Annotated in this window: 18 protein-coding genes; 6 read left to right on the forward strand and 12 right to left on the reverse strand. The window is 64.2% G+C overall.

The window, feature by feature from the left end; genetic code table 11:
- Positions 1–267: 267 nt before the first annotated feature.
- Entirely contained in the window at positions 268–1,563 is a 1,296-nt protein-coding gene (locus CGS25_RS13935; protein ID WP_089032740.1) for an MFS transporter, read from the reverse strand.
- A gap of 193 nt (positions 1,564–1,756) precedes the next feature.
- On the opposite strand from CGS25_RS13935, the gene CGS25_RS13940 reads away from it, so the two are divergent.
- Complete coding sequence (locus tag CGS25_RS13940) at positions 1,757–3,676, forward strand: AMP-binding protein (RefSeq protein ID WP_089032741.1); 1,920 nt, start codon at positions 1,757–1,759, stop codon at positions 3,674–3,676.
- Positions 3,673–4,068 (forward strand): rhodanese-like domain-containing protein, encoded by a 396-nt coding sequence (locus CGS25_RS13945; protein WP_101675846.1) that lies wholly within the window; start codon positions 3,673–3,675, stop codon positions 4,066–4,068. The genes CGS25_RS13940 and CGS25_RS13945 overlap by 4 nt, the downstream gene beginning before the upstream one ends.
- A gap of 174 nt (positions 4,069–4,242) precedes the next feature.
- Here CGS25_RS13945 and CGS25_RS13950 read toward each other — a convergent pair whose 3' ends face one another.
- The 5 genes from CGS25_RS13950 to CGS25_RS13970 form a co-directional block, all read right to left on the reverse strand.
- Positions 4,243–5,382 (reverse strand): App1 family protein, encoded by a 1,140-nt coding sequence (locus tag CGS25_RS13950; protein ID WP_089032743.1) that lies wholly within the window; start codon positions 5,380–5,382, stop codon positions 4,243–4,245.
- A 206-nt stretch (positions 5,383–5,588) separates the two neighbouring features.
- Positions 5,589–6,662, reverse strand: a complete 1,074-nt coding sequence (locus CGS25_RS13955) for a succinylglutamate desuccinylase/aspartoacylase family protein (protein WP_089032744.1) — start codon at positions 6,660–6,662, stop codon at positions 5,589–5,591.
- Positions 6,663–6,729: 67 nt separating this feature from the next.
- Positions 6,730–7,638 (reverse strand): 30S ribosomal protein S6--L-glutamate ligase, encoded by a 909-nt coding sequence (gene rimK, locus CGS25_RS13960; RefSeq protein ID WP_089032745.1) that lies wholly within the window; start codon positions 7,636–7,638, stop codon positions 6,730–6,732.
- A complete protein-coding gene (locus CGS25_RS13965) occupies positions 7,635–8,069 on the reverse strand; it encodes an ATP-dependent zinc protease family protein (protein ID WP_089032746.1) in 435 nt (144 codons plus the stop codon). Before CGS25_RS13965 ends, rimK begins: the two co-directional genes overlap by 4 nt.
- Before the next feature lie 265 nt (positions 8,070–8,334).
- Entirely contained in the window at positions 8,335–9,558 is a 1,224-nt protein-coding gene (locus CGS25_RS13970) for an argininosuccinate synthase (RefSeq protein ID WP_101675847.1), read from the reverse strand.
- A gap of 207 nt (positions 9,559–9,765) precedes the next feature.
- On the opposite strand from CGS25_RS13970, the gene rnt reads away from it, so the two are divergent.
- Positions 9,766–10,434 carry a ribonuclease T gene (gene rnt, locus CGS25_RS13975; protein WP_101675848.1) on the forward strand — a complete coding sequence of 223 codons (669 nt, stop codon included), beginning with the start codon at positions 9,766–9,768 and terminating at the stop codon, positions 10,432–10,434.
- Between the two features lie 9 nt (positions 10,435–10,443).
- On the opposite strand, the gene CGS25_RS13980 is transcribed toward rnt, so the two are convergent.
- The 4 genes from CGS25_RS13980 to CGS25_RS13995 all read right to left on the reverse strand — a co-directional run bounded on the left by CGS25_RS13980 (position 10,444) and on the right by CGS25_RS13995 (position 15,230).
- Positions 10,444–12,207 (reverse strand): acyl-CoA dehydrogenase family protein, encoded by a 1,764-nt coding sequence (locus CGS25_RS13980; RefSeq protein WP_089032749.1) that lies wholly within the window; start codon positions 12,205–12,207, stop codon positions 10,444–10,446.
- Positions 12,208–12,445: 238 nt separating this feature from the next.
- Positions 12,446–13,048: a peroxiredoxin gene (locus CGS25_RS13985; protein ID WP_089032750.1), complete on the reverse strand. Its 603-nt coding sequence runs from the start codon at positions 13,046–13,048 to the stop codon at positions 12,446–12,448.
- Positions 13,049–13,233: 185 nt separating this feature from the next.
- Positions 13,234–13,560 (reverse strand): Grx4 family monothiol glutaredoxin, encoded by a 327-nt coding sequence (gene grxD, locus CGS25_RS13990; RefSeq protein WP_089032751.1) that lies wholly within the window; start codon positions 13,558–13,560, stop codon positions 13,234–13,236.
- Positions 13,561–13,658: 98 nt separating this feature from the next.
- Positions 13,659–15,230, reverse strand: a complete 1,572-nt coding sequence (locus CGS25_RS13995; RefSeq protein WP_089032752.1) for a hydantoinase B/oxoprolinase family protein — start codon at positions 15,228–15,230, stop codon at positions 13,659–13,661.
- Between the two features lie 257 nt (positions 15,231–15,487).
- On the opposite strand from CGS25_RS13995, the gene CGS25_RS14000 reads away from it, so the two are divergent.
- From CGS25_RS14000 to argF, 3 genes are all read left to right on the forward strand, one after another.
- Complete coding sequence (locus tag CGS25_RS14000) at positions 15,488–16,717, forward strand: serine hydrolase domain-containing protein (protein WP_089032753.1); 1,230 nt, start codon at positions 15,488–15,490, stop codon at positions 16,715–16,717.
- Between the two features lie 123 nt (positions 16,718–16,840).
- Positions 16,841–18,022, forward strand: a complete 1,182-nt coding sequence (locus CGS25_RS14005; RefSeq protein ID WP_089034544.1) for an aspartate aminotransferase family protein — start codon at positions 16,841–16,843, stop codon at positions 18,020–18,022.
- Complete coding sequence (gene argF, locus CGS25_RS14010) at positions 18,019–18,939, forward strand: ornithine carbamoyltransferase (RefSeq protein WP_089032754.1); 921 nt, start codon at positions 18,019–18,021, stop codon at positions 18,937–18,939. The genes CGS25_RS14005 and argF overlap by 4 nt, the downstream gene beginning before the upstream one ends.
- Positions 18,940–19,113: 174 nt before the next feature.
- On the opposite strand, the gene CGS25_RS14015 is transcribed toward argF, so the two are convergent.
- Both CGS25_RS14015 and CGS25_RS14020 read right to left on the reverse strand, forming a co-directional pair.
- Positions 19,114–20,238, reverse strand: coding sequence for a GGDEF domain-containing protein (locus CGS25_RS14015; protein ID WP_232802416.1), 1,125 nt, complete (start codon positions 20,236–20,238; stop codon positions 19,114–19,116).
- Complete coding sequence (locus tag CGS25_RS14020) at positions 20,235–21,335, reverse strand: GGDEF domain-containing protein (protein WP_089032755.1); 1,101 nt, start codon at positions 21,333–21,335, stop codon at positions 20,235–20,237. Before CGS25_RS14020 ends, CGS25_RS14015 begins: the two co-directional genes overlap by 4 nt.
- Between the last annotated feature and the right edge of the window lie 448 nt (positions 21,336–21,783).

Raw genomic sequence — 21,783 nt, forward strand, 5'->3', positions numbered from 1 at the left:
GGTTTCTGTAGGAAAGGCTGGGCGGCACCCCGCCCAGCCAGCGACGGGTTTGATTTTGATTTTTGCGTCTGGCGTCTGGCGTCTGGCGTCTGGCGTCTGGCGTCTGGCGTCTGGCGCCCAGCCCTGAAACCCTCAGGTGCGGGGCAAAGACACCGTGCCATTCGACCAAAACATTTCGCGATCAAGGATCGCTCCCACGCGGCAAACCCGGGTTTTGACTTTAGCGTGTTGCGTGTTGCGTGTTGCGTGCTGCGTGCAAGCACGCCCCTACTCCCCGTAATCCCGATCCTTCGTTTCGCGGCTCAGCAACAGCGCGCCCAGCGTCAGCAAGGCGGCGGCGCTGAGGTAGTAGCCCACCGCTTGCAGGCCGTAGCGGGTGGCCAGCCAGGTGGCGATGTAGGGCGCCAGAGAGGCGCCGAAAATGCCGGCCAGATTGAAGGTCAGCGAGGCGCCGGTGTAGCGCACCGTGGTGGGAAAGTGCTCCGAAAGCACCGTACCCAGCGGCCCGTAGGTCATGCCCATCAGACCCAGCCCAAGCGCCAGAAACACCATTACCCCCAACAACGAACCGCCGCCGAACAAGGGCTGGAACAATAACCCGAACACGGCGATGGCGGCGCTCACCCAGATCAGCGTGCGGCGGCGCCCATGGCGGTCGGCGAACACCGCCGAGAACGGAATGGTGGCGGCGAAAAACAGCACCGCCACCAGTTGGATCACCAAAAACGTCTCGCGGGAGTAACCCAGCGCGGTGGTGCCCCAGGTGAGCGCGAACACCGTGGTCAGGTAAAACAGCACGAAGGTGGCGATGGCGATGACGGTGCCCAGCACCAGAGCCCGGGTGTGGTGGGTGAACACCCGCGCCATCGGCACCTTGACGCGCTCCTGGCTGTCCAGCGCGTGCTTGAACACCGGCGTCTCCTCGATTTTCAGCCGCACATAGAGCCCCATCAACACCAGCACCGCGCTGATCAGAAAGGGAATGCGCCAGCCCCAGGCGAAGAACTGCTCGTCGGTGACCAGCTCGGTGAGCACCAGAAACGAGGTGCCCGAGAGCAGAAAACCCAGCGGCGCGCCCAGTTGCGGAAACATGCCGTACCAGGCGCGCTTGCCCGGCGGCGCGTTCTCGGTGGCGAGCAGCACCGCCCCGCCCCATTCACCGCCCAGCCCCAGGCCCTGGCCGAAACGGCACAGCGCCAGCAACAGCGGCGCCGCCACGCCGATCTGCGCGTAGGTGGGCAGCAGGCCGATTGCCACCGTGGACAGCCCCATGGTCAGCAGCGCCGCCACCAGCGTCACCTTGCGGCCGACCCGGTCACCGAAATGGCCGAACAAGGCCGAGCCGAACGGCCGCGCGAAGAAGGCAATGGCGAACGTGGCCAGCGATTGCAGCACCGCGGTGGCGTCATCGCCGCCCGGGAAGAACAGCACCGGAAACACCAGCACCGCGGCGGTGGCATAAATATAAAAATCGAAGAACTCAATCGTCGTGCCGACCAGGCTGGCGAACAGAACGCGGGCGGGGGAATTGCCCGAGGCAGGGGCAGAGGCATTCGCGGACATCGTGGCTCCTATGGCGAGGGGCTTGCGGTCACTTGCAAGAAGTCGTCAGGCGGGCAAGAGTACTCCTACCGGCCCTGGCCGACCATGGTCTAGTGGCACTCCGGCGCCGGCAATGATTGGATAGAGAATGGGATAATCAGTGAAATAAAGCGTCACGCCCCCGACGGCGGACACAACAACAAAGGAGCGGGCAATGAATTACCGGACCGCCTTTCAACAGGCTCTGGACACCCCCGAAACCTTCTGGGCGGAGCAAGCCCGGGACCTGGCCTGGTTCCAACCGCCTTCGCGCATCCTCGACCACCTGGACGATGGCACCCACCGCTGGTTCGCCGACGGCACGCTCAACACCTGCTATCTGGCCCTGGATCATCAGATCGAACAGGGTCGCGGCGATCAGCCGGCATTGATCTACGATTCCCCGGTCACCGACACCCGCGCCGTTTTCACCTTCCACGAGTTGCTGGCCCGGGTCGAGGAACTGGCCGGCGCCTTGAGCCGCCTGGGCGTGGCCAAAGGCGACGGCGTGGTGATTTACCTGCCCATGGTGCCCGAAGCGGCCATCGCCATGCTTGCCTGCGCGCGGCTGGGCGCGGTGCATTCGGTGGTGTTCGGCGGCTTCGCCGCCCATGAACTGGCGATCCGCGTGGACGACGCCAAGCCCAAGGTGGTGCTCACCGCCTCCTGTGGCATCGAAGTGGACCGGGTGATCGACTACACACCGTTAGTGGACGGTGCGCTGAAGCGAGCCAACCACAAAGTCGATCACGTTCTGCTGCTGCAGCGTGAGCAAAAGCCGGCGGACCTGGACACGCTGGGTTTTCTCGACTGGCAAAGCACCGTGGCCGGCAGCGAACCGGCGCCGCCGGTGGCGGTGGCCGCCACCGACCCGCTGTACATCATGTACACCTCCGGCACCACCGGCAAACCCAAGGGCATTGTGCGCGACAACGGCGGCCACGCGGTGGCGATGCGCTACGTGTGCCGCGAAGCGCTCGGGCTGAAAGCCGGCGATGTCTGGTGGGCGAGCTCCGACGTGGGCTGGGTGGTGGGCCACTCCCTGATCGTTTACGGGCCGCTGCTGAGTGGCTGCACCACCGTGCTGTACGAAGGCAAACCGGTGAAAACCCCGGACGCCGGCGCCTTCTGGCGGGTGGTCGAGGATTACGGCGTCAACGCATTGTTCGCCGCGCCCACCGCGTTCCGCGCGATTCGCAAGGAAGACCCGGACGGTAAGCTGTTCGCCCGCTATGACACCGCCAGCCTGAAGTGCATTTTCGTGGCCGGCGAAAAACTGGATACCCCCACCTACACCTGGCTCAATCAGCTCACCGGGCGGCCGGTGTTCGACAACTGGTGGCAAACCGAAACCGGCTGGCCGGTGACCGCGCCCTGCACCGGCATGGGCGAGACCGAGGTGCGCATGGGCTCCACCAACCGCGCCGTGCCCGGCTATCAGGTGGTGGTGCTCAGCCCCGAGGGCGAGCCTCTGCCCGCCAACACCGAAGGCGACATCGCCCTGCGCCTGCCGCTGCCGCCGGGCTGCGCGCAAACCCTGTGGAACGACCATGAGCGTTATCTGAGCGCCTATCTGCAAACCCACCCGGGCTACTACCACAGTGGCGACGGTGGTTATCTGGATGAAGACGGCTTTGTCTACATCATGGGCCGCACCGACGACGTCATTAACGTCTCCGGGCACCGCCTCTCCACCGGCATCATGGAGGAACACATCGCCACCCACCCGGCGGTGGCGGAATCCGCCGTGGTCGGCATGCACGACGAGGTCTGCGGCGAGGTACCGGTGGGTCTGTTCGTGATCAAGGACGGCGCCTTCGACGACACCGACGACCCGGCGCCGGCCCTGGAAAAAGAGCTGGTGGCGTTGATCCGCGAGCAGGTCGGCGCGGTGGCGCGTTTCCGGCGGGCGCTGCTGGTCAAGCGGCTGCCCAAAACCCGCTCGGGCAAAACCCTGCGCGCCGCCCTGCGCAAAATGGTCAACGGCCAGGATTTCCCTCTGCCATCGACTATCGATGACCCCGCCATTCTCGACGAGATCGCCACCACTTTGGTGGCGGAAAACCTGATCACCCGCCCCGGGAGGCCCCAATGAGCCTGACTTTGAGCGTCGCCGAACTGGTCAACCGCGCCCAAGCGAAAATTGAATCGATCAGCGCCGACCAGGCGCGTGCTCTGATCGACGACGACAACGTTCGCTTCGTTGACCTGCGCGACGTGCGCGAACTGAAGCGCGAAGGCACCATCCCCGGCGCGCTGCACGCGCCCCGCGGCATGCTCGAATTCTGGGTCGACCCCGACTCCCCCTACCACAAACCCGACTTCGCCAGCGGCCAGCGCTTCATCCTGTTCTGCGCCCTCGGCCACCGCTCCGCCCTCGCCACCGCGCAACTCCAGGACATGGGCTTCGGCCCGGTGTGCGACATCGACGGCGGTTTCAAAGCCTGGCGGGAAGCGGGGGGTGAAACGCAAGAAAAGAGCGGTTGAGGATGATCGCTGGGGATTATAGTTGAAAGTTAAAAGTTAAAAGTTGAACGCGACAAAGGCTACCGATGATTCACCGCCCTGACCCGCGATCAAGACGCCGCGAACGCGGCGATAACCTCTCGGCAGGCACAACCTGGTCCGCGTTTTAACTTTTAACCTTTAACTTTCAACCTTCTAAGTCACCGTCCGCCGGCTTTCTTCGCGCACTTCGCCCAGCGCCTGCTCGCTGATAAAGCCCCGCTGGAAAGCGTGTTCGGCCATTGCCAGGCTGTCTTCGGCGAGCACCATTTCGCAATCGCTGGCGGCGACCTGTTCGGCCAGGGTTTGGATGTCGGTATCGCGGTCCGGCCGGCTGTGCACGTGACGAATGTAGATGGCGCGAATGCGTCCCGGGTGTTCGGCGACGATCCGCGCGTACACTTCCGGGTCCTGTTGGCCGGAATCGCCGATCAGAATAAACGGCAACTGATCGTAGAGCGCCAGCATGCGCCGGATCAGCATCGCCTTGTGATCCTTGGCGCGGCGCGGCAGCGGCCGTTGCAGGGTGGCCCCCCATTCGCGCAGGAACAGGATCGGGCCATAGGGGATGCGTTGCAGATGGAAAAACTCCCCGAGCATTTCGTAAATGCTCCAGGGGCCCCGGGAGACGTAAAGAAGCGGCCGCCGGGCCTGGCCATCACCGCCATGAAACAGCCCTCGATAGAGCGCGGACACGCCGGGAAAGGCGGTGCGATGGCGGGCCTTTTGCACGAACAGGCGATACATCATTTTCAGTTTACTGGCCACGCCGGTGTAAATGACGGTGTCGTCGATGTCACTGATGACGCCCAGGTCCACCTCTTCAGCGGGAATAAAGATCTGCGCCGACGCCCACGGCAACGAGTGTGACGCCGGCGGCGGCTGGCCCCGAGGGTGCCCGGCGGGCAGCAGGGTCAGCTCGGCGCGCTGCCAGAACGCGCCCGCCGGCAGTTGGCTTTCGATGTCCAGGTGCACGCTGAAATAGCCGTCCGAATCGGTGACCACTTCGGTTTCGACCCGCCCTACCCGCACCCACACGCGCTGGTCCCGCACGCCCCAGCGCACCGTGCGGCGCACGATATTGACCAGATCGTCCACCGGCCCGGGCAGCTTCAAGCCGAGGCCCGGCTGCAGAAACACCCGTCCCATCAAAAAGCATTCCGAGCGTGAGCCGTAACCCCGATAGGTATGAATAACCCGGCCGCCACCCCGGCCACCGCGCCGCGCCGGCGCGGCCAGAAAACGAAGCAACTTCCGCAAACCGCGATACAAGGCTCGCGGGGTTGGCAGCATCATCGGGACTCCATAAGCCAAGTTGAAAGTTACAGGTTAAAAGTTAAAACGCGGTTCGAGTCAGTGCCTGCTAATGGGCCTTCAGCCGCGCCGCCACCGAAGCGTAATGACCGCGGGCACGGCGATCAATTCAGCCCCACCTATGCCTCGTTCAACTTTTAACTTTTAACTTTTTTCTTCTAACCTTTAACTTTTCCGCCCGCGAGCTGCTAAACAATCGGTGGCTCGCCGGCGGTGCTGGGGCCGCGTTCAATGTCGGAAGTAAACACTTCCAGATTTTGCTCCACCTCGCCCACTTCTTCGAAACGGGCGATGTGATACAGCGCTTCCCCTTCGTTGACCAACGGCAGGTTGTTGCGGCCCACCAGGATGCCGGCGCAGGGAGACTCAATGGCCACGTCCTCGCCGCCGAACGGGCTGGAGATGCGGCCGATCAACTGGCCCCTGCGCACTCGGGCGCCCAGCGCCACGGTGGGCAGGAACACGCCGTCGCGTTCGGCGCGCACCCAGCTTGAGGAACGCGCGATGTGCGGCTCCAGGGGGCTGCGGGTCTTGCGCGGCCCGGTCATGTTCAGGTGGTGCATGATGTTCAGCACCCCCTTCACACCGGCGCGAATGCACGCCTCCTCGAAACGCAGCGCCTCACCCGCCTCATAGGTAATCACCGGAATGCCCTGGGCCTCGGCCACCTCGCGCAGGGTGCCCTCACCCAACACCGAATTGATCACCACCGGCACGCCAAAGGCGTTGGCCATCTCGGCGGTGGCCGGGTTGGAAAGATCAGCACGGATTTGCGGCAAATTAGCGCGGTGAATGGCGCCGGTGTGCAGATCCACCGCGTGGGTGGCGCGATCCAGCACCTGGGTCTTGAACTGCCAGGCCATGCGCGCGCCCAGGCTGCCGGTCTCGGAACCGGGGAAGCAGCGATTGAGATCACGTCGGTCGGGCAAATAACGGGTCTTATGAATAAAGCCGAACACGTTCACCACCGGCACCGCCAGCAAGGTGCCATTGAGACGCTTCAGTGACGAGTGACGCAGCAGCCGGCGAATGATTTCCACGCCATTGAGTTCGTCGCCGTGAATGGCGGCACTGACCATCAGCACTGGCCCAGGATGGCGGCCGTGGATCACATGAATCGGCACGTTCAATGGCGTCTGGGTATAGAGCTGCGCCAACGGCAACTCCACCTTGACCCGGGTGCCCGGCTGCACGACGGTACCGTTAATCCGAAAAGGCGCCGCTTTTTCGTTGTGTCCGCTGTTTCGCTTACTGTTCGCCATCGACTGCCCACGACTCATGTTTTCGCTGTTTTTCGTTTTTCGCTATCAACTGTCAACTGCTAACCGCCTACCCCTTGGCCCCTTTGGTCTGGGTGCGGTGCGGCCGGGCGTGTGTCTCGATGAATTTCACCACCATGCCGGCCACGTCCTTGCTGGTGGCCTGCTCGATGCCTTCCAGACCCGGCGAGGAATTCACCTCCATCACCAGCGGCCCGTGGTTGGAGCGCAGAATATCCACACCGGCCACGTTCAGCCCCATGATGCGCGCCGCGCGCACCGCGGTGGCCCGTTCTTCGGGGGTAATGCGGATCAGGCTGGCGGTGCCACCACGGTGCAGGTTGGAGCGGAACTCGCCGGGCAGAGCCTGACGCTTCATGGCGGCGATCACCTTGCCGCCCACCACGAAACAGCGAATGTCCGCGCCGCCCGCTTCCTTGATGTATTCCTGCACCATCACCGAGACGTTCAGGCCCATAAAGGCCTCGATCACCGATTCCGCCGCCTTGCGGGTTTCCGCCAGCACCACGCCAATGCCCTGGGTGCCTTCCAGCATTTTGATCACCAGCGGCGCGCCACGCACCATGTTGATCAGATCGGGAATGTCGTCCGGCGAGTGGGCAAAACCGGTCACCGGCAGGCCGACGCCCTTGCGCGAGAGCAATTGCAGCGAGCGCAGTTTGTCCCGCGAGCGCGAAATCGCCACCGATTCATTGACCGGGAACACCCCCATCATCTCGAACTGGCGCAATACCGCGGTGCCGTACTGGGTAATCGAGGCGCCGATCCGGGGAATCACCGCGTCGAAGCCTTCCAGCACTTCGCCTTTGAAGTGGATCTCGGGCTTGTGCGACACCATGCTCATGTAACAGCGCAGGGTGTCGATCACGTGCATCTCATGGCCAGCGGCCTCGCCGGCCTCCATCAGACGACGGGTGGAGTAGAGGCGCTTATTGCGGGAAAGAATGGCTATTTTCATGGTTGACGCTCATCTCCTCCGAGGAGAAAGGATGCCTTGGGATGCACCACGATACGATCCATGGCGGTTCGCCCCAGCAGCATGCGGAATTTCATCGTGTCACGGTCGGTCAGGGTAATTTCGATCTGCCAGCGGCCCTCGCCCATCACGATCGGCGTCCTGATCACCGGACGCCGCTCCCGGTGGCCGCCGGAATCGGACACCACCCGGTACTCCAGCACCGGCGCCTCGCATTCACGGATTTCGTCGCTGTCCTGGTAAGGATGAATCTGGAAGCGCACCCAATCGCGGCCGTCCCGCTCGAACGGCTCAACACGGAAAGCGTGCAACGCCGAGGTTCGCGCGCCGGTATCCACCTTGACCTTGATGGCCCTGATCTCAAGCTCCGGCAAGCAAGCCCACTCCCGCCAGCCGACGGTCATTGTCTTCATCGAGGATTCCTGTCTCGCCTTAGGTCAGCGAAAAACCACTTTCAAGCAGACTACACAGCCCCAGTGACAGGAACCAGACGCTTCAACGGGATTTTATAAAGGGGAACGCTGGACGCTGGACGCTAGACGCCGGACGCTGAAAAAAACGCGAACATCGAGCGTTGCGGCTCCGCAAGTGCGTTTTGCGCAGCCGCAAGGCCAGCAGGCCCGGGTTTTGATCTTAGCGTCCGGCGTCCGGCGTCCGGCGTCTAGCGTCCAGCGCCCCTCAAACCAACTTCCGCCCGGTCTTGGCGGCGATGCGCAGGCGCAGGGCGTTGAGCTTGATAAAGCCCTCGGCGTCTTTCTGGTTGTAGGCGCCGGCGTCGTCTTCGAAGGTGGCGATGGAGGCGTCGAACAGGCTGTCGTTGTCGGAGCGGCGGCCCACCACGGTGGCATTGCCTTTATACAGCTTCATGCGCACTTCGCCGTTGACGTGCTCCTGGGTGGCGTCGATCAGCTTTTGCAGCGCCAGGCGCTCCGGGCTCCACCAATAGCCGTTGTAGACCAGTTCGGCGTATTTGGGCATCACCGAGTCTTTCAGGTGGGCGGATTCGCGATCCAGGGTCAGCGACTCAATGGCGCGGTGGGCCGGCAACATAATGGTGCCGCCGGGGGTTTCGTAGCAGCCCCGGGACTTCATGCCCACGTAGCGGTTCTCGACGATGTCGAGACGGCCAATGCCGTTGTCGCCACCCAGCTTGTTGAGTTTCGCCAGCACCTCGGCGGGGCTCAGGCGCTCACCGTCGATCGACACGATATCGCCTTTTTCATAGCCCAGGGTCACGTAGGTCGGCTGGTCCGGGGCGGCTTCCGGGCTCACGCTCCAGCGCCACATGTCCTCTTCGGCTTCCCACCAGGGGTCTTCCAGGTTGCCGCCCTCGTAGGAGATGTGCAGCAGGTTGGCGTCCATGGAGTACGGGGATTTTTTCTTCTTGCCGGCAAAGTCCACGGGGATCTCATGGTCTTCACAGAATTGCATCAGCTTCTCGCGGGAGTTCAGCTCCCATTCGCGCCAGGGCGCGATCACCTGAATGCCCGGGGCCAGCGCATAGGCACCCAGTTCGAAACGCACCTGGTCGTTGCCTTTGCCGGTGGCGCCATGGGAAATGGCGTCGGCGCCGGTTTCGGCGGCGATCTCCACCAAACGCTTGGCGATCAGCGGCCGGGCAATCGAGGTGCCGAGCAGGTATTCCCCTTCGTAGAGGGTGTTGGCGCGGAACATGGGGTACACGTAATCACGCACGAATTCCTCGCGCAGATCCTCGATGTAGATTTCCTTGACGCCCATCGCCTCGGCCTTGGCGCGGGCCGGTTCGACCTCCTCGCCCTGGCCGATATCGGCGGTGAATGTCACCACCTCGCAGTTGTAGGTTTCCTGCAGCCACTTGACGATCACCGAGGTATCCAGGCCACCGGAATAGGCCAATACCACCTTATTGATACCCGACATGAAACACTCCACGACTGAAAAACACCGGCCCCGCCCCCAAACGCACGGGGGGCGGCGAACTGGCGATGAATTGAAGACCGCGTATTCTACCCGCGCCGGTCCGCCGGCGTCACCTCCGCCGGCCCATGCCAATGCAAGCGCCGGCCAACGGAATAGGAATTGGCCGGCGCTTGCATTAGCATGGGCCGGCCTTTGACTGGAGACTTCATGAGCGACAAGCATCCCTCCCTCGCCCTGCGCTTCCGGGGTTTCCTGCCGGTCGTGGTGGATGTGGAGACCGGCGGCTTCGACGCGCGCAACGACGCGCTGCTGGAAATCGCCGCGGTTCTCATCGACATGGACGCCAACGGCCGCCTGCGCCCCTCGACCCGGGTGCACTTTCACGTCGACCCGTTCCCCGGCGCCAACCTGGAGCAGGCGGCGCTGGATTTCACCGGCATCGATCCGCACAACCCGCTGCGCGGCGCGGTCAGCGAGGAAACCGCCTTGCGCGGCGTGTTCGAGCCGGTGCGCAAGGCGGTCAAGGCACATGGCTGCAACCGCGCCGTGCTGGTCGGCCACAACAGCTTCTTCGACCAGGGCTTTCTCAACGCCGCCGCCGAGCGCGTCGAGGTCAAGCGCAACCCGTTTCACCCATTCTCAAGCTTCGACACCGCCACCCTGGCCGGGCTGGTGTACGGCCAGACCGTGCTGGCCAAGGCCTGCGAGGCCGCCGCCATTCCGTTCAACCAGCGCGATGCCCACTCGGCGCTGTACGACGCCACCCGCACCGCCGAGCTGTTCTGCTCAATGGTCAACCGCTTCCGCGATCTGGGCGGCTGGCCGCCGCCACCGGCCAGCACCATGCCACCCACCCTGGCCAACGCACTGGACTAAACGTCCGCCTCAGAGCGTGGCCGCCTCGGCCACCAAACCGGCCACCGCGCTCTCCCAATGGCCGTCAACGCGCTCGCCGGGCAACGGCGTTTCCGCCAGCAGATCGGCGATCAGTGCCGGGTCACCAGCGTCCGGCAATAACGGGTCGCGAGGCATCAGCTTGTGCTGCATCACCTGCTTGGCCAGCGCCAGGCGGCGAGAATCGTCGCCGATGCGCGCCGCTTCCCACGCCATCAATACCGCCGAGGTGCAATGGTACAAGGCACTGGCCAGGCGCCGCGCCTCCGCCTCCAGGCCCTCGCCGTCGTCAGCGATGCGGCTGGCGGCCCGGGTCACCTTGCCGAGCACCGCGCGAAACACCGCCTGGTCCCGCTCACCCAGCTTCGCCTGGCCGATGCAGTCGTCCAGGTAGTCGTGCAACACCGGCAAGGTCTGTTCCCGGCGCATGGAACGGAACACGTCCAGGGCAACGATGTTGCTGGTGCCTTCCCAGATTGAACCGAGATGGGCATCGCGCAGCACCCGCGCGTCGGACCATTCCTCGATGTAGCCGCAACCGCCGCGCACCTCCATGCCATCGCCGGTGACCTTGCGGGCATCGCGGGTGGTGCGGAATTTGATCAGCGGCGTGAGAATGCGCAGCAGTTTTGCCGCCTGGCGATCGCCGTGGTCGGCGCGGCGCAGGCAATCGGCGGTGTGCAACACCATGCTGCGGCCCTGTTCCGCGCTCACCATCATCTTGATCAGGGTGCGCTGCAGCAGCGGCAGATCGATCAGAGTGCGGCCGAAGGCCACCCGGTTGCGGGCGATGAACAACGCCTCGTTGAGCGCCCGGCGCATCAGCCCGGCGGAGCGCACGCCGTTGGACAACCGCGACATATTGATCATATCGGTCATCTGCTTGAAGCCGTTGCCGGGCTCGCCCACCACGTAGGCCTCGGCGCCTTCCAGGATGATCTCGCCGCTGGCCATGGATTTGGTGCCCATCTTGTCCTTGAGGCGCACGATCCGGTACTGGTTGAGGTTGCCGTCCGGCAGGCGGCGCGGCAGCAGGAACAGGGTCAAACCGCGGGTGCCGCTGTCGCCGCCTTGCGGGCGCGCCAGCACCATCGCCAGATCGGCGTCCGCGTTGGAGCAGAACCATTTGTCCCCGTACAGCCGCCAGACACCCTCTTCCAGCCGCGCTTCGGTGGTGATCACCCCAACGTCGGAGCCGGCGTCCTGCTCGGTCATGAACATGGCGCCCTGGAACAGGCGATTCTCGTCCTGGGAGGTGAGCGCATCGATGTAGCGGTCGATCAGCGCCCGGTCACCGAATTTGCTGAGAGTGCGGGTCAGCGCATCGGTCATGCTGAGCGGGCAACACAGGCCGAATTCCGCCTGCACGAACAGATAGGTGAGCCCGTATTTGACCACCGGCGGCAGTGTTTCCGGCCAATCGAACACGCCAGCGCGATGGGACATCGCCGCCAGCCCATAACGGCAAAAGGCGAACTGCTCCAAGCGCCGGTACGAAGGATGTTTGTCCACGCTCATCGCCGGGCTGCCGTCGCGATGGCGCGGCTTTAAGGTGGGCGGGTTGCGGTCCGCCTCGCGGGCCAGCTGATCCAGCTCATCGCCGACCAGCGCGCCCAGTTCCTCGAACACCGGCGTCACGTGATCGCGCAGTGGCGCCGGCAGATACACCTTCAGCAACGACGCGAAATCCGGATCACCGTGATAGACATTGTTGCCACGGCTGTCCGGAATATTGCGGTAAACCGGCTGTGCCATACTGAAAACCCCGCGTTATGAATAGTGTTTTCAAAATCCTATAGCGGATTTTTTCCTCTGGCCAATCGTGTTTCTGGATGCTTTGGTACAGTAGGCTTCAAGCCTCAAGCCTCAAGCCTCAAGCGTCTGGCGTCTGGCGTCTGGCGTCTGGCGTCTGGCGTCCACCAGACTCCCCCATCCGTGAACAACCATAAAAAAAGGCGCCCGAAAGCGCCTTTTTTCTCGAACCGGGAAGCGATCAGAGCTTGCCGTGGTTCTCGGACAGGTAGGAGGCCACGCCTTCCGGGCTGTCTTTCATGCCCTGGTCGCCTTTCTGCCAGCCGGCCGGGCACACTTCGCCGTGCTCTTCGTGGAACTGGATAGCATCCACCAGACGCACCAGCTCATCGATGTTACGGCCCAGCGGCAGGTCGTTAACGATCTGGCTGCGCACCACGCCGTTGTTGTCGATCAGGAAAGCACCACGGAACGCCATGCCGCCTTCGGATTCCACATCATAGGCCTGGGAGATCTGGTGGTTCAGATCCGCCGCCATGGTGTAGGTGACCGGGCCAATGCCGCCATCGTTGATGGCGGTGTTGCGCCATGCGTTGTGGGTAAAGTGGCTGTCGATGGACACGCTGATCACTTCCACGCCGCGCTCTTTGAATGCGTCCATACGGTGATCCAGGGCGATCAGCTCGGAGGGGCACACAAAGGTGAAATCCAGCGGGTAGAAGAAGACCAGACCGTACTTGCCTTTGATCGCTTCGGACAGGGTGAATTCATCCACGATGGACCCGTCGCCGAGCACCGCGGGCACTGTAAAGTCGGGTGCGGGTTTACCTACCAGTACGCCCATGTCGTTACTCTCCATTTAATCCATGAAATCGGTTTAGAAGACATTTTCGCCGTTCGGCGGGCAACGCTTCAGCGTCGCCGTCGCGCGATCAATGTTGGCGAAAATGACATTGGATTCAACAGGCCCGCCCATTGGCCCCGATTGGCAAAAACAATCGAAGCCCGGGCGATCATACCCTGTCGTTGTCAGGCATCGCTTTCGGTAGCGGCGCTTTCCACCAGCTCTTTGAGCTGGCCGGAGCGGAACATCTCCATAATGATGTCGCAACCGCCCACCAGCTCACCGCTGACCCACAATTGCGGGTAGGTCGGCCAATTGGCGTATTCCTTCAACGCCTGGCGGATTTCCGGCGCTTCGAGAATGTTCACATAGGCAAACGGCTTGCCCACGTTGGTCATCGCTTCCACCACCTGGGCGGAAAATCCGCATTGGGGAAACTGCGGCGTGCCTTTGATGTACACCAGCACCGGGTTGTTCGCGATCTGGTCCTTAATGACCTGAATCACATCCATAGCAACCACCTGGGTCAGGAAAATGAATGGGGGCGGCAGTTTAACACTTCCGCCGCCGTTACAGCAGTGCAGGCAAGAGTGGGGCCCGGGCAGCGGCTTTACAAGGGGGTGTCCTGATCGCCGGGCGCGCCGTAGCCGCCACCGCCGGGCGAGGCGATCAGCAGGCGGTCGCCGGCGCCCGCCCGGGCGCTGATCTTGGGCCCCAGCAGGGTACCATTGAGGCGGTTCTCTCCGGCGGCGCCGGGCTCACCGCCGGCCAGCCCCCAAGGGCGATGGGCGCGCCGCTCGGTGAGCAGGGTAAAGCGCGCCGGCGCCAGAAACTCCAGCTCCCGCTCGATGCCATCGCCACCGCGATGGCGCCCCGCCCCGCCGCTGCCCCGGCGCAACGCGTAGCGCAACACGCGCAGTGGATAGTGCTCTTCCAGGCTTTCAATCGGCGTGTTCAGGGTGTTGGTCATATGGCTGTGCACCGCCGAGAGACCCGGTCCGCCAGCGTGGGCGCCGGTGCCGCCGGCCATGGTCTCGTAATAGTCCCAGCGCCGCTCGCCGTCATCGCCCATCGCCAGGTTGTTCATGGTGCCCTGGCTGGCGGCGGGAATGCCCCCGGGCAACGCCTGCGCCAAGGCGCCCAGCACTACGTCCACGATCCGTGAGCTGGTTTCCACGTTGCCGGCGGCCACCGCCCCCGGCCGGCGGGCATTGACCAGGCTGCCCGGCGGCGCGGCCAGCGTGATCGGCCGGAACAGGCCCGCGCAGGACGGCGCGTCGTCCGGCAGCAAACAACGGAAGCAGTAATACACCGCCGCCGCCGCCACCGACAGCGGGCAATTAATGTTGCCCGCCACCTGGGCGGCACTGGCGGAAAAATCCAGGTGCGCCCGGTCACCGGTGATCTCCAGGGTCACCGCGATGACGATGTCCCGCTGGCCCTGGCCATCGTCGTCCATTACGTCGGTGAAGCGATAGCGGCCATCGGCGAGGTCCGCCAGGCGTTGTCGCATGCGCCGCTCACCGTACTCGTTGAGGGCATCCAGGGCGTCGTTCAGCGCCGCCAGGCCGCGCTCTTCGATCAGCGCCGCCAGCCGCCGGGCGCCGGCCTCGCAGGCGCTCGCCTGGGCGGCGAAATCGGCGAACCGGGGCACGTCCAACGGCAAGGCGGTGCCCTCCTCCTCAAGCCCGGCCAGGCGCCGGCACAACGCCACCCGCCACTGGCCTTCGCGTTTCAACCACTGCGGGGCGATCACCAGCCCCTCTTCATCCAGGGTGCGCGACACCGGCATGGACCCCGGGCTGTGGGCGCCGATGTTGGCGTGATGGGCCCGGGTCACGGTGAACGCCGCCAGCCGCGCGCCGCAAAACACCGGCGCCACCACCGTCACATCCGGCAGGTGGGTGCCGCCCAGATAGGGATCATTGACCACCAGCAAATCACCGGCGCGCCACTCGCGGCCTTCCACCAGGTCCGCCATCGCGTACGCCATCGAGCCCAGATGCACGGGAATGTGCGCCGCCTGGGCGCACAGGCCGCCGCCGGCGTCGAAAATGGCGCAGGAAAAATCCAGCCGGTCCTTGATGTTGGGCGACAAGGCGCTGGCGCGCAGCAGCGCGCCCATCTCATCGCAGATGCCGGACAACCGATTGGCGAAGATGCTTAATTGAACGGGATTCATGGTGGCAATTTAGCAGGGAACAGGATCAGGGGAACAGGGCGCATTGAATGCCGCCCCCATAAGAAGCCAACCATCTCAAGCCAGAAACGCGGTTCCCACGCCTCGCCGGCGGCGGCAATTTGCCTCGCCAGAGCACCGCAACTGTCGTAAGGTTTTCACCGCCCCACAGCCACCCCGGCCAGGCCCGCGGGCGCGTTCGAACACGCCCGCCATTAACGGCCGCCCCGCTCAAAATCAGACTTCAGGATGCCCCAGCAATGCTGAAAAAAAACGCGCCCGAAAAGCACGGCTTCGACGCCAAGCGGCTAAACCGCCTGGATGCCTTTTTAAAGGAACGGTATCTGGATTCCGGCAAGCTGCCCAATGCCCAGATTCTGGTCAGCCGCAACGGCGAGATCGTCCATTTCAGCAGCCAGGGGCCGGCGCGCGAAGGCTCGAGCACGCCCATCGATGAGGGCTCGATCTTCCGCATCGCCAGCATGACCAAGCCGGTCACCTCGGTGGCGTTCATGATGCTGGTGGAAGAGGGCAAGGTGGCCGTCGACACCCCGGTTCATCATGTGCTGCCGGAATTCAAGGACATCGGCGTTTATAGCGGTGGCGGCGCCGGGGTACCCTTCGTGACCCGCCCCACCTCGGAACCGATGCGCATGCTCGACCTGCTGCGTCACACCTCGGGGCTGACCTACGGCTTCCAGAACCGCGGCAACGTGGACGCCGCCTATCGCGCCGGCCGCATCGAGGATTGGCACGGCGGCTACGATCTGGACGGCTTCGTCGGCGAGCTCGGCAAGCTGCCCCTGGAATTCTCCCCTGGAGAGGCGTGGAACTATTCGGTTTCCACCGATGTGCTCGGGGCGGTGGTCCAGCGCGTCTCCGGCATGCCGCTGGATCGCTATTTCGAAGAGAAGATCTTCGCGCCCCTGAAGATGCACGACACCGGCTTCACGGTGCCGGAAAGCAAAGCCGACCGGCTCACCGACTGCTACCGCTGGGCCGGCCCCGCCGAAGGGCGCGTGATGCTCGACCGTGCCGAGGACAGCGCCTGGCGGCGCCCGCCCAAATTGCTGTCCGGCGGTGGCGGCCTGGTGTCCACCGCCCTGGACTACCACCGCTTCTGCCTGATGTGCGCCAATGGCGGCGAACTGGACGGCGCCCGCCTGCTCGGCCGCAAAACACTGGAACTGATGACCCTGAACCACCTGCCCGGCCAGTCGGACCTGGCCAGCCTGTCGCAATCCCTGTTCAGCGAAACGCAGAACGCGGGCATTGGCTTCGGCTTGGGGTTCGCGGTCACCCGGGACGTGGCCAAGGCCATGATTCCCGGCTCGGCGGGCGAATATTACTGGGGCGGCATGTTCTCGACCGCGTTCTTCATCGACCCGGTGGAAAAACTGCACGCGGTGTTCATGACGCAAACCAGCCCGTCGTGGCTGCATCCGATCCGCCGTGAACTCAAAACCCTGATCTATTCATCGCTGGTCTGACCGGCGCCCTCACCGCGCCCCCTGGCCCGGGCCGCATTGCGCCGCCACCGCCGGGCCAGTATTATTCGGGGTCCACTCGGCAGCTCCGGCTGCCGTTTTTTGTTTCTGCCAATGTTGGAAGACATGAGCGATCAGTTCCTGATCCCCACCTACGCCCGTCAACCGGTCAGCTTCGAGCGTGGCGAAGGTGTGTGGTTGTACGATCCGGCGGGCAAACGCTACCTGGACGCGGTGTCCGGGGTCGGCGTTTGCAATCTAGGCCATGCCCACCCGGCGGTGGTGCGCGCGCTCGGCGAACAGGCCGCGCGAGTCATGCACACCTCCAACCTGTATCGCATCCCCGGCCAGGAAAAACTGGCGGCCCGGCTGTGCGAAGTGAGCGGCATGGAGAAGGCGTTCTTCGGCAACTCCGGTGCCGAAGCCAACGAGGCGGCGATCAAGCTGGCGCGTCTGCATGGCCGCCGCCGGGGCGTGGAAAAGCCAGTCACCCTGGTGATGAGCGGCAGCTTTCACGGCCGCACCATGGCGACCCTCTCGGCCACCGCCAACCGCAAGGTTCAGGAAGGGTACGCGCCCCTGCTGGAGGGCTTCCGGCAGCTTCCCTATAACGACCTGCCGGCGGTGGAACAGGCGGTCAGCGATGACGTGGTCGCGATTCTGGTGGAACCGGTGCAGGGCGAAGGCGGCGTGATCGTGCCGGACGCCGGCTATCTGGCCGGTTTGCGCGCGCTCTGCGACCGCCACGGCTGGCTGCTGATGCTCGACGAAGTGCAAAGCGGCAATGGCCGCACCGGCAGCTACTTCGCGTGTCTCGCCGAGGGCGTGCGCCCGGACGTGCTGACCACCGCCAAGGGCCTGGGCAACGGCTTTCCCATCGGCGCCTGCCTGGTCAGCGGCCCGGCCGCCGACCTGTTCGGCCCGGGCAGCCACGGCAGCACCTACGGCGGCAATCCGCTCGGCGCGGCCGCCGCCCTGGCGGTGATGGACACGCTCACCGGCGGCGTCATCGACGCGGTCGACGCGCGCGGCGAGGCCCTGCGTGCCGCCCTGCAACAAAAGCTCTCCGACATTGATCTGGTGCGCGGCGTGCGCGGCCGTGGCCTGATGATTGGCATCCAACTGGACCGTGACTGCGGCGAACTGGTTGGCCGCGCCCGCGAAGCGGGCCTGCTGATCAACGTCACCGCCGGCTCGGTGGTGCGCCTGCTGCCACCGCTGATTATCAGCGACGATGAAATCCGTTTCCTCGCCGACACCCTTTCGGCGGTGATCCGCGAGTACGCCCGCGACCAGGAGGCCGCATGAGCCACACCAGCACCCGCCATTTTCTGACCTTGCTCGACCTGTCCCCGAAGGAGCTTGGTTATTTGATTCAGCGCGCGGTGGAATTGAAAACCATGCAGCACACCGGCCAGTTCCATGAGCCGCTGCGTGGCCAGACGCTGGGCATGATTTTCGAAAAGTCCTCCACCCGCACCCGGGTCTCGTTCGAAGTGGCGATGACCCAGTTTGGTGGCGCTAGCATTTTTCTCTCCACCCGCGACACCCAGTTGGGTCGCGGCGAGCCGGTGGAAGACTCCGCCCGGGTGCTCTCGCGCATGGTCGACGCGGTGATGATCCGCACCTTCGACCACGCCGTGGTCGAAGCCTTCGCCCAGTACTCCCGGGTGCCGGTGATCAACGCCCTCACCGATCAGTTCCACCCCTGCCAGCTGCTCGCCGACATGCAGACCTTCGTCGAGCATCGTGGCAGCATCCAGGGCCGCAAAGTGGCCTGGGTAGGCGACGGCAACAACATGTGCGCCAGCTACATCAACGCTGCCCGCCAGTTTGATTTCGAGCTGCTGATCGCCTGCCCGGACGGCTTCGAGCCGCCCGCCGATCTGGTCGCCGGCGACAGCGACCGGGTCACCCTGGTGCGCGACCCCCGCGCCGCCGTGGAAGGCGCCCACCTGGTGGTCACCGACGTCTGGGCCTCGATGGGGCAAGAGGAAGAGCAAGCGGAGAGAATTCGCAAGTTCACCGACTATCAGGTCAACCCGGCCCTGATGGACCTGGCCGACCCCGAGGCCCTGTTCATGCACTGCCTGCCCGCGCACCGCGGCGAGGAAGTCAGCACCGAAATGATGGACGACCCCAGATCGGTGGTCTGGGACGAAGCCGAAAACCGCCTGCACGCCCAGAAAGCGCTGCTCGAGTTTTTGCTCGCCGGGCAGCATTGAAGCCGGGGGAACGGATGCCGTGCCTGCAGGAAGGCTGAACTCCGTAGGCAGCGGCTGCAAGCTCCAAGCTTCAAGCTCCAAACTTCAGCCCGGGTTTAAGCTTGTAGCTTGCAGCTTGTCGCCCTTGTCAACGAAGCACGGCGTCCCCGCGCTGCACGGCCTAACCTGTTCCCTTCAACCTGTTGCCTGTTCCTGCGCCAGACAAACCCGATTACGCCCACCGGATTTGGCCAGGTACAACGCCCGGTCGGCGCGGGCGATCAGTTGGTCGATGGTTTCGGCGCGCCGGTATTCGGCGACGCCGATGGAGAGGCTGACCGAAGGCGGGCCGTTGTCGGCGGCGAAACCGTGGGCCGCCCAGCTCTCGCGAAGCCGCTCGGCGACCCGTTGAGCGCCCTCGAGATGGCTTTGCGGCAGCACCAGAATGAATTCCTCGCCGCCCAGCCGCGCCAGATAATCCCCCTCACGCAGGCCGCCCAAGGTGTGCGCGGCGAACTGTCTCAGCACCCGGTCGCCGCAATCATGCCCGTAGGCGTCGTTGATGCGCTTGAAGTAATCCAGGTCCACGTAACAGACCGAAAACGGATAATCGCGGCTGTCCGCCAGCGCTTTCTGTCGGTCCAGCACTTCCATGATATGGCGGCGGTTAAACAGGCTGGTCAGATCATCGCGGATCGCCAGGCTGCGCACCTGCTCCAGGGCGTCGGCGAGGGCGTGGTTTTTCACCGCCAGGCTGCGGCGCAGGCCGTTCACGCCGCTGCCGGTCACCACGAAACTGAACCCCACCAGCGTGAACACCAGCCACTGCAACACCTCCAGGGTCACGTTGAGACGCACCCCATGATTGGCAATGGCCAGCGCCAATATCAGCGCGTAACCGCCGCTGGCGAACACCGCCACCACGATCAACGCGCGAATACCCAGCCGGAACGACACCAGCAGCATCAATGGATAAAACAGCATCATCGCGCCAATCCGGCCGCCTTCCATCGGGTAAGCGGTCGCCAACAGCACCGCCACCAGCCCCAGCGACATTGGCTTGGACAAACTCGGCTCACGCCAGCGCAACGTCACGCCAAGCTCGATCAGCACCGTGTAGAGAGCGGCCAGCACCACCAGCCCTGCCAGCAAAGACCGATAATACAGCGTTGATGCATTCAACAAGCCCAGCTCTTGGAAAATCACCAACAAGCTTGCCTGCAACAGCGACAGCGCCAGCACCGCGCGGGCGTGCCGGCGCAGCAGCCGGTGTTCACTGACCGCCAGCCGGCGCGCTTGTTGCCATTCGTCGGCGATCACGGCGGCGCCGCCACGATGCGATCCCGCCCCGCCGCCTTGGCTTCGTAGAGCAATCGGTCGGCGCGCACCAGCACCGCGTCCGGGCCCTCGTCGGCGCCCACCACGGTGAGCCCGGCCGACGCGGTCACCTCCAGCGCCGGCGCGGCCATAAAGCGCTGCGCGCGCAATGCGTCCATCAGGCCCGCCACGGTGGCGCGGGCCTCCGACAGATCGTTGACCGGCATAATCAGCAGAAACTCCTCGCCGCCCAGCCGCGCGGCCACATCCCGTTCGCTCAGATAACGGCGCGTCAGTTCAGCAAAGCGCACCAGAACCCGGTCGCCGAACAGATGGCCATGGCGGTCGTTGATGCGTTTGAAATGGTCCAGATCAACGAACGCCACCCCCAGGGTGAACGCGCCCCGGCGCGCCTGGCCACAGGTTTTGGCCAGCAGTTCCATGGCGTGGCGGCGGCCATAGAGCCCGGTGAGCTCATCACGTACCGCCAGGTTACGAATCCTCTCCAACAACTCGGTGAGCTGCTCATTGCGCTCGCCAAGCCGCAGGCGAATGGCGCCGATCTCCCCGGCCAGAACCACCATGGCGCCGGTGACCACCGCGAACAACAGCCATTGCGACCACTCCAGGCGCGCATCGAACAGACCGGTGTGAGTGGCATGCAGACCGGCCAGCACCAGCGCGTAACCGCCTACCGCCACGGTGCCCATGCGGATCACCTGAATCTGGCGAATGCGGAACACGCCCTGTTGAAGAATGGCGAAGAAGAAGCCCATCACGCACAGCCGGCCCTGCTCCAAAAACACCGTGGAGGCCAGCAACGCCAGCGTGGACCAGAGCATCAGCGGCTCCGTCATGGCCGGATCACGCAGGCGCCGATTGCCGCCCAATCGGACAAACAGCAAGAAAGCCGCGTGGCCACACCAGATCAACGCGAACAGCGGGTAAAAAACATCCTTGTCGCCGCGAAAGAAACCCCACTGCAGGACCAGCCAGCACACCAAAGTGTGGGCGGTCCCGCCGGCCAGCAAAGCAAACGCCAGCCGACTCAGACGCCGCGCCTGACGGCGATCCAGCGTCAGCGAAAGCCATCCTTGCATAAGGTTACTCTCAGGGCCGGTTCAAAATCGCGCTCACGTCCCCCACGCGAACGTCGATGCCGACCGCCCTTTGGTAATGTTATGGCTATTGCGCTGCAAAGCGGCGACGGCGGACGACCGGTCGTCGCTGAGATAATAATCAAAAATGTGCTTCAATTCACACTTTTGCCTGAATCGGCACGCCCAGCCCCCCGCTGCAAGCTGCAAACTGACTGTGCTGGAAGAAGCGCCGTGCCGTGGGCAAGGTGCTAGTTGAAAGTTAAAAGTGAAAAGTGAAAACGCGGGCGGGGCCCACAAGACGGCAAGGCCGTGCCCGCGCTTCAGGGAGTTCAAACCCGCGTTGATCTTCCAAGGCCGTAGGCCGTGGGAAGGCGTTTCGGCTACGACCTTTTAACTTTTAGCCTTTAACTTTCAACGGGCTCTTGACCGGCACGGCCCCTCCGCCACG

Origin of the sequence: Alloalcanivorax mobilis, from assembly GCF_002864685.1 — a bacterium.
Lineage (GTDB): Bacteria > Pseudomonadota > Gammaproteobacteria > Pseudomonadales > Alcanivoracaceae > Alloalcanivorax > Alloalcanivorax mobilis.

Excerpts from the sequence above, each read along its gene's own strand:
- rimK (WP_089032745.1), bottom strand. The coding sequence starts at position 7,638 with ATGAAAATAGCCATTCTTTCCCGCAATAAGCGCCTCTACTCCACCCGT.
- CGS25_RS13945 (WP_101675846.1), top strand. The coding sequence starts at position 3,673 with ATGAGCCTGACTTTGAGCGTCGCCGAACTGGTCAACCGCGCCCAAGCG.
- CGS25_RS14005 (WP_089034544.1), top strand. The coding sequence starts at position 16,841 with ATGAGCGATCAGTTCCTGATCCCCACCTACGCCCGTCAACCGGTCAGC.
- CGS25_RS14020 (WP_089032755.1), bottom strand. The coding sequence starts at position 21,335 with ATGCAAGGATGGCTTTCGCTGACGCTGGATCGCCGTCAGGCGCGGCGT.
- CGS25_RS13955 (WP_089032744.1), bottom strand. The coding sequence starts at position 6,662 with ATGGCGAACAGTAAGCGAAACAGCGGACACAACGAAAAAGCGGCGCCT.
- CGS25_RS13995 (WP_089032752.1), bottom strand. The coding sequence starts at position 15,230 with ATGAATCCCGTTCAATTAAGCATCTTCGCCAATCGGTTGTCCGGCATC.
- grxD (WP_089032751.1), bottom strand. The coding sequence starts at position 13,560 with ATGGATGTGATTCAGGTCATTAAGGACCAGATCGCGAACAACCCGGTG.
- CGS25_RS13950 (WP_089032743.1), bottom strand. The coding sequence starts at position 5,382 with ATGATGCTGCCAACCCCGCGAGCCTTGTATCGCGGTTTGCGGAAGTTG.
- CGS25_RS13970 (WP_101675847.1), bottom strand. The coding sequence starts at position 9,558 with ATGTCGGGTATCAATAAGGTGGTATTGGCCTATTCCGGTGGCCTGGAT.
- CGS25_RS13940 (WP_089032741.1), top strand. The coding sequence starts at position 1,757 with ATGAATTACCGGACCGCCTTTCAACAGGCTCTGGACACCCCCGAAACC.
- CGS25_RS14000 (WP_089032753.1), top strand. The coding sequence starts at position 15,488 with ATGCTGAAAAAAAACGCGCCCGAAAAGCACGGCTTCGACGCCAAGCGG.
- CGS25_RS13935 (WP_089032740.1), bottom strand. The coding sequence starts at position 1,563 with ATGTCCGCGAATGCCTCTGCCCCTGCCTCGGGCAATTCCCCCGCCCGC.
- argF (WP_089032754.1), top strand. The coding sequence starts at position 18,019 with ATGAGCCACACCAGCACCCGCCATTTTCTGACCTTGCTCGACCTGTCC.
- CGS25_RS13985 (WP_089032750.1), bottom strand. The coding sequence starts at position 13,048 with ATGGGCGTACTGGTAGGTAAACCCGCACCCGACTTTACAGTGCCCGCG.
- CGS25_RS13965 (WP_089032746.1), bottom strand. The coding sequence starts at position 8,069 with ATGAAGACAATGACCGTCGGCTGGCGGGAGTGGGCTTGCTTGCCGGAG.
- CGS25_RS13980 (WP_089032749.1), bottom strand. The coding sequence starts at position 12,207 with ATGGCACAGCCGGTTTACCGCAATATTCCGGACAGCCGTGGCAACAAT.
- rnt (WP_101675848.1), top strand. The coding sequence starts at position 9,766 with ATGAGCGACAAGCATCCCTCCCTCGCCCTGCGCTTCCGGGGTTTCCTG.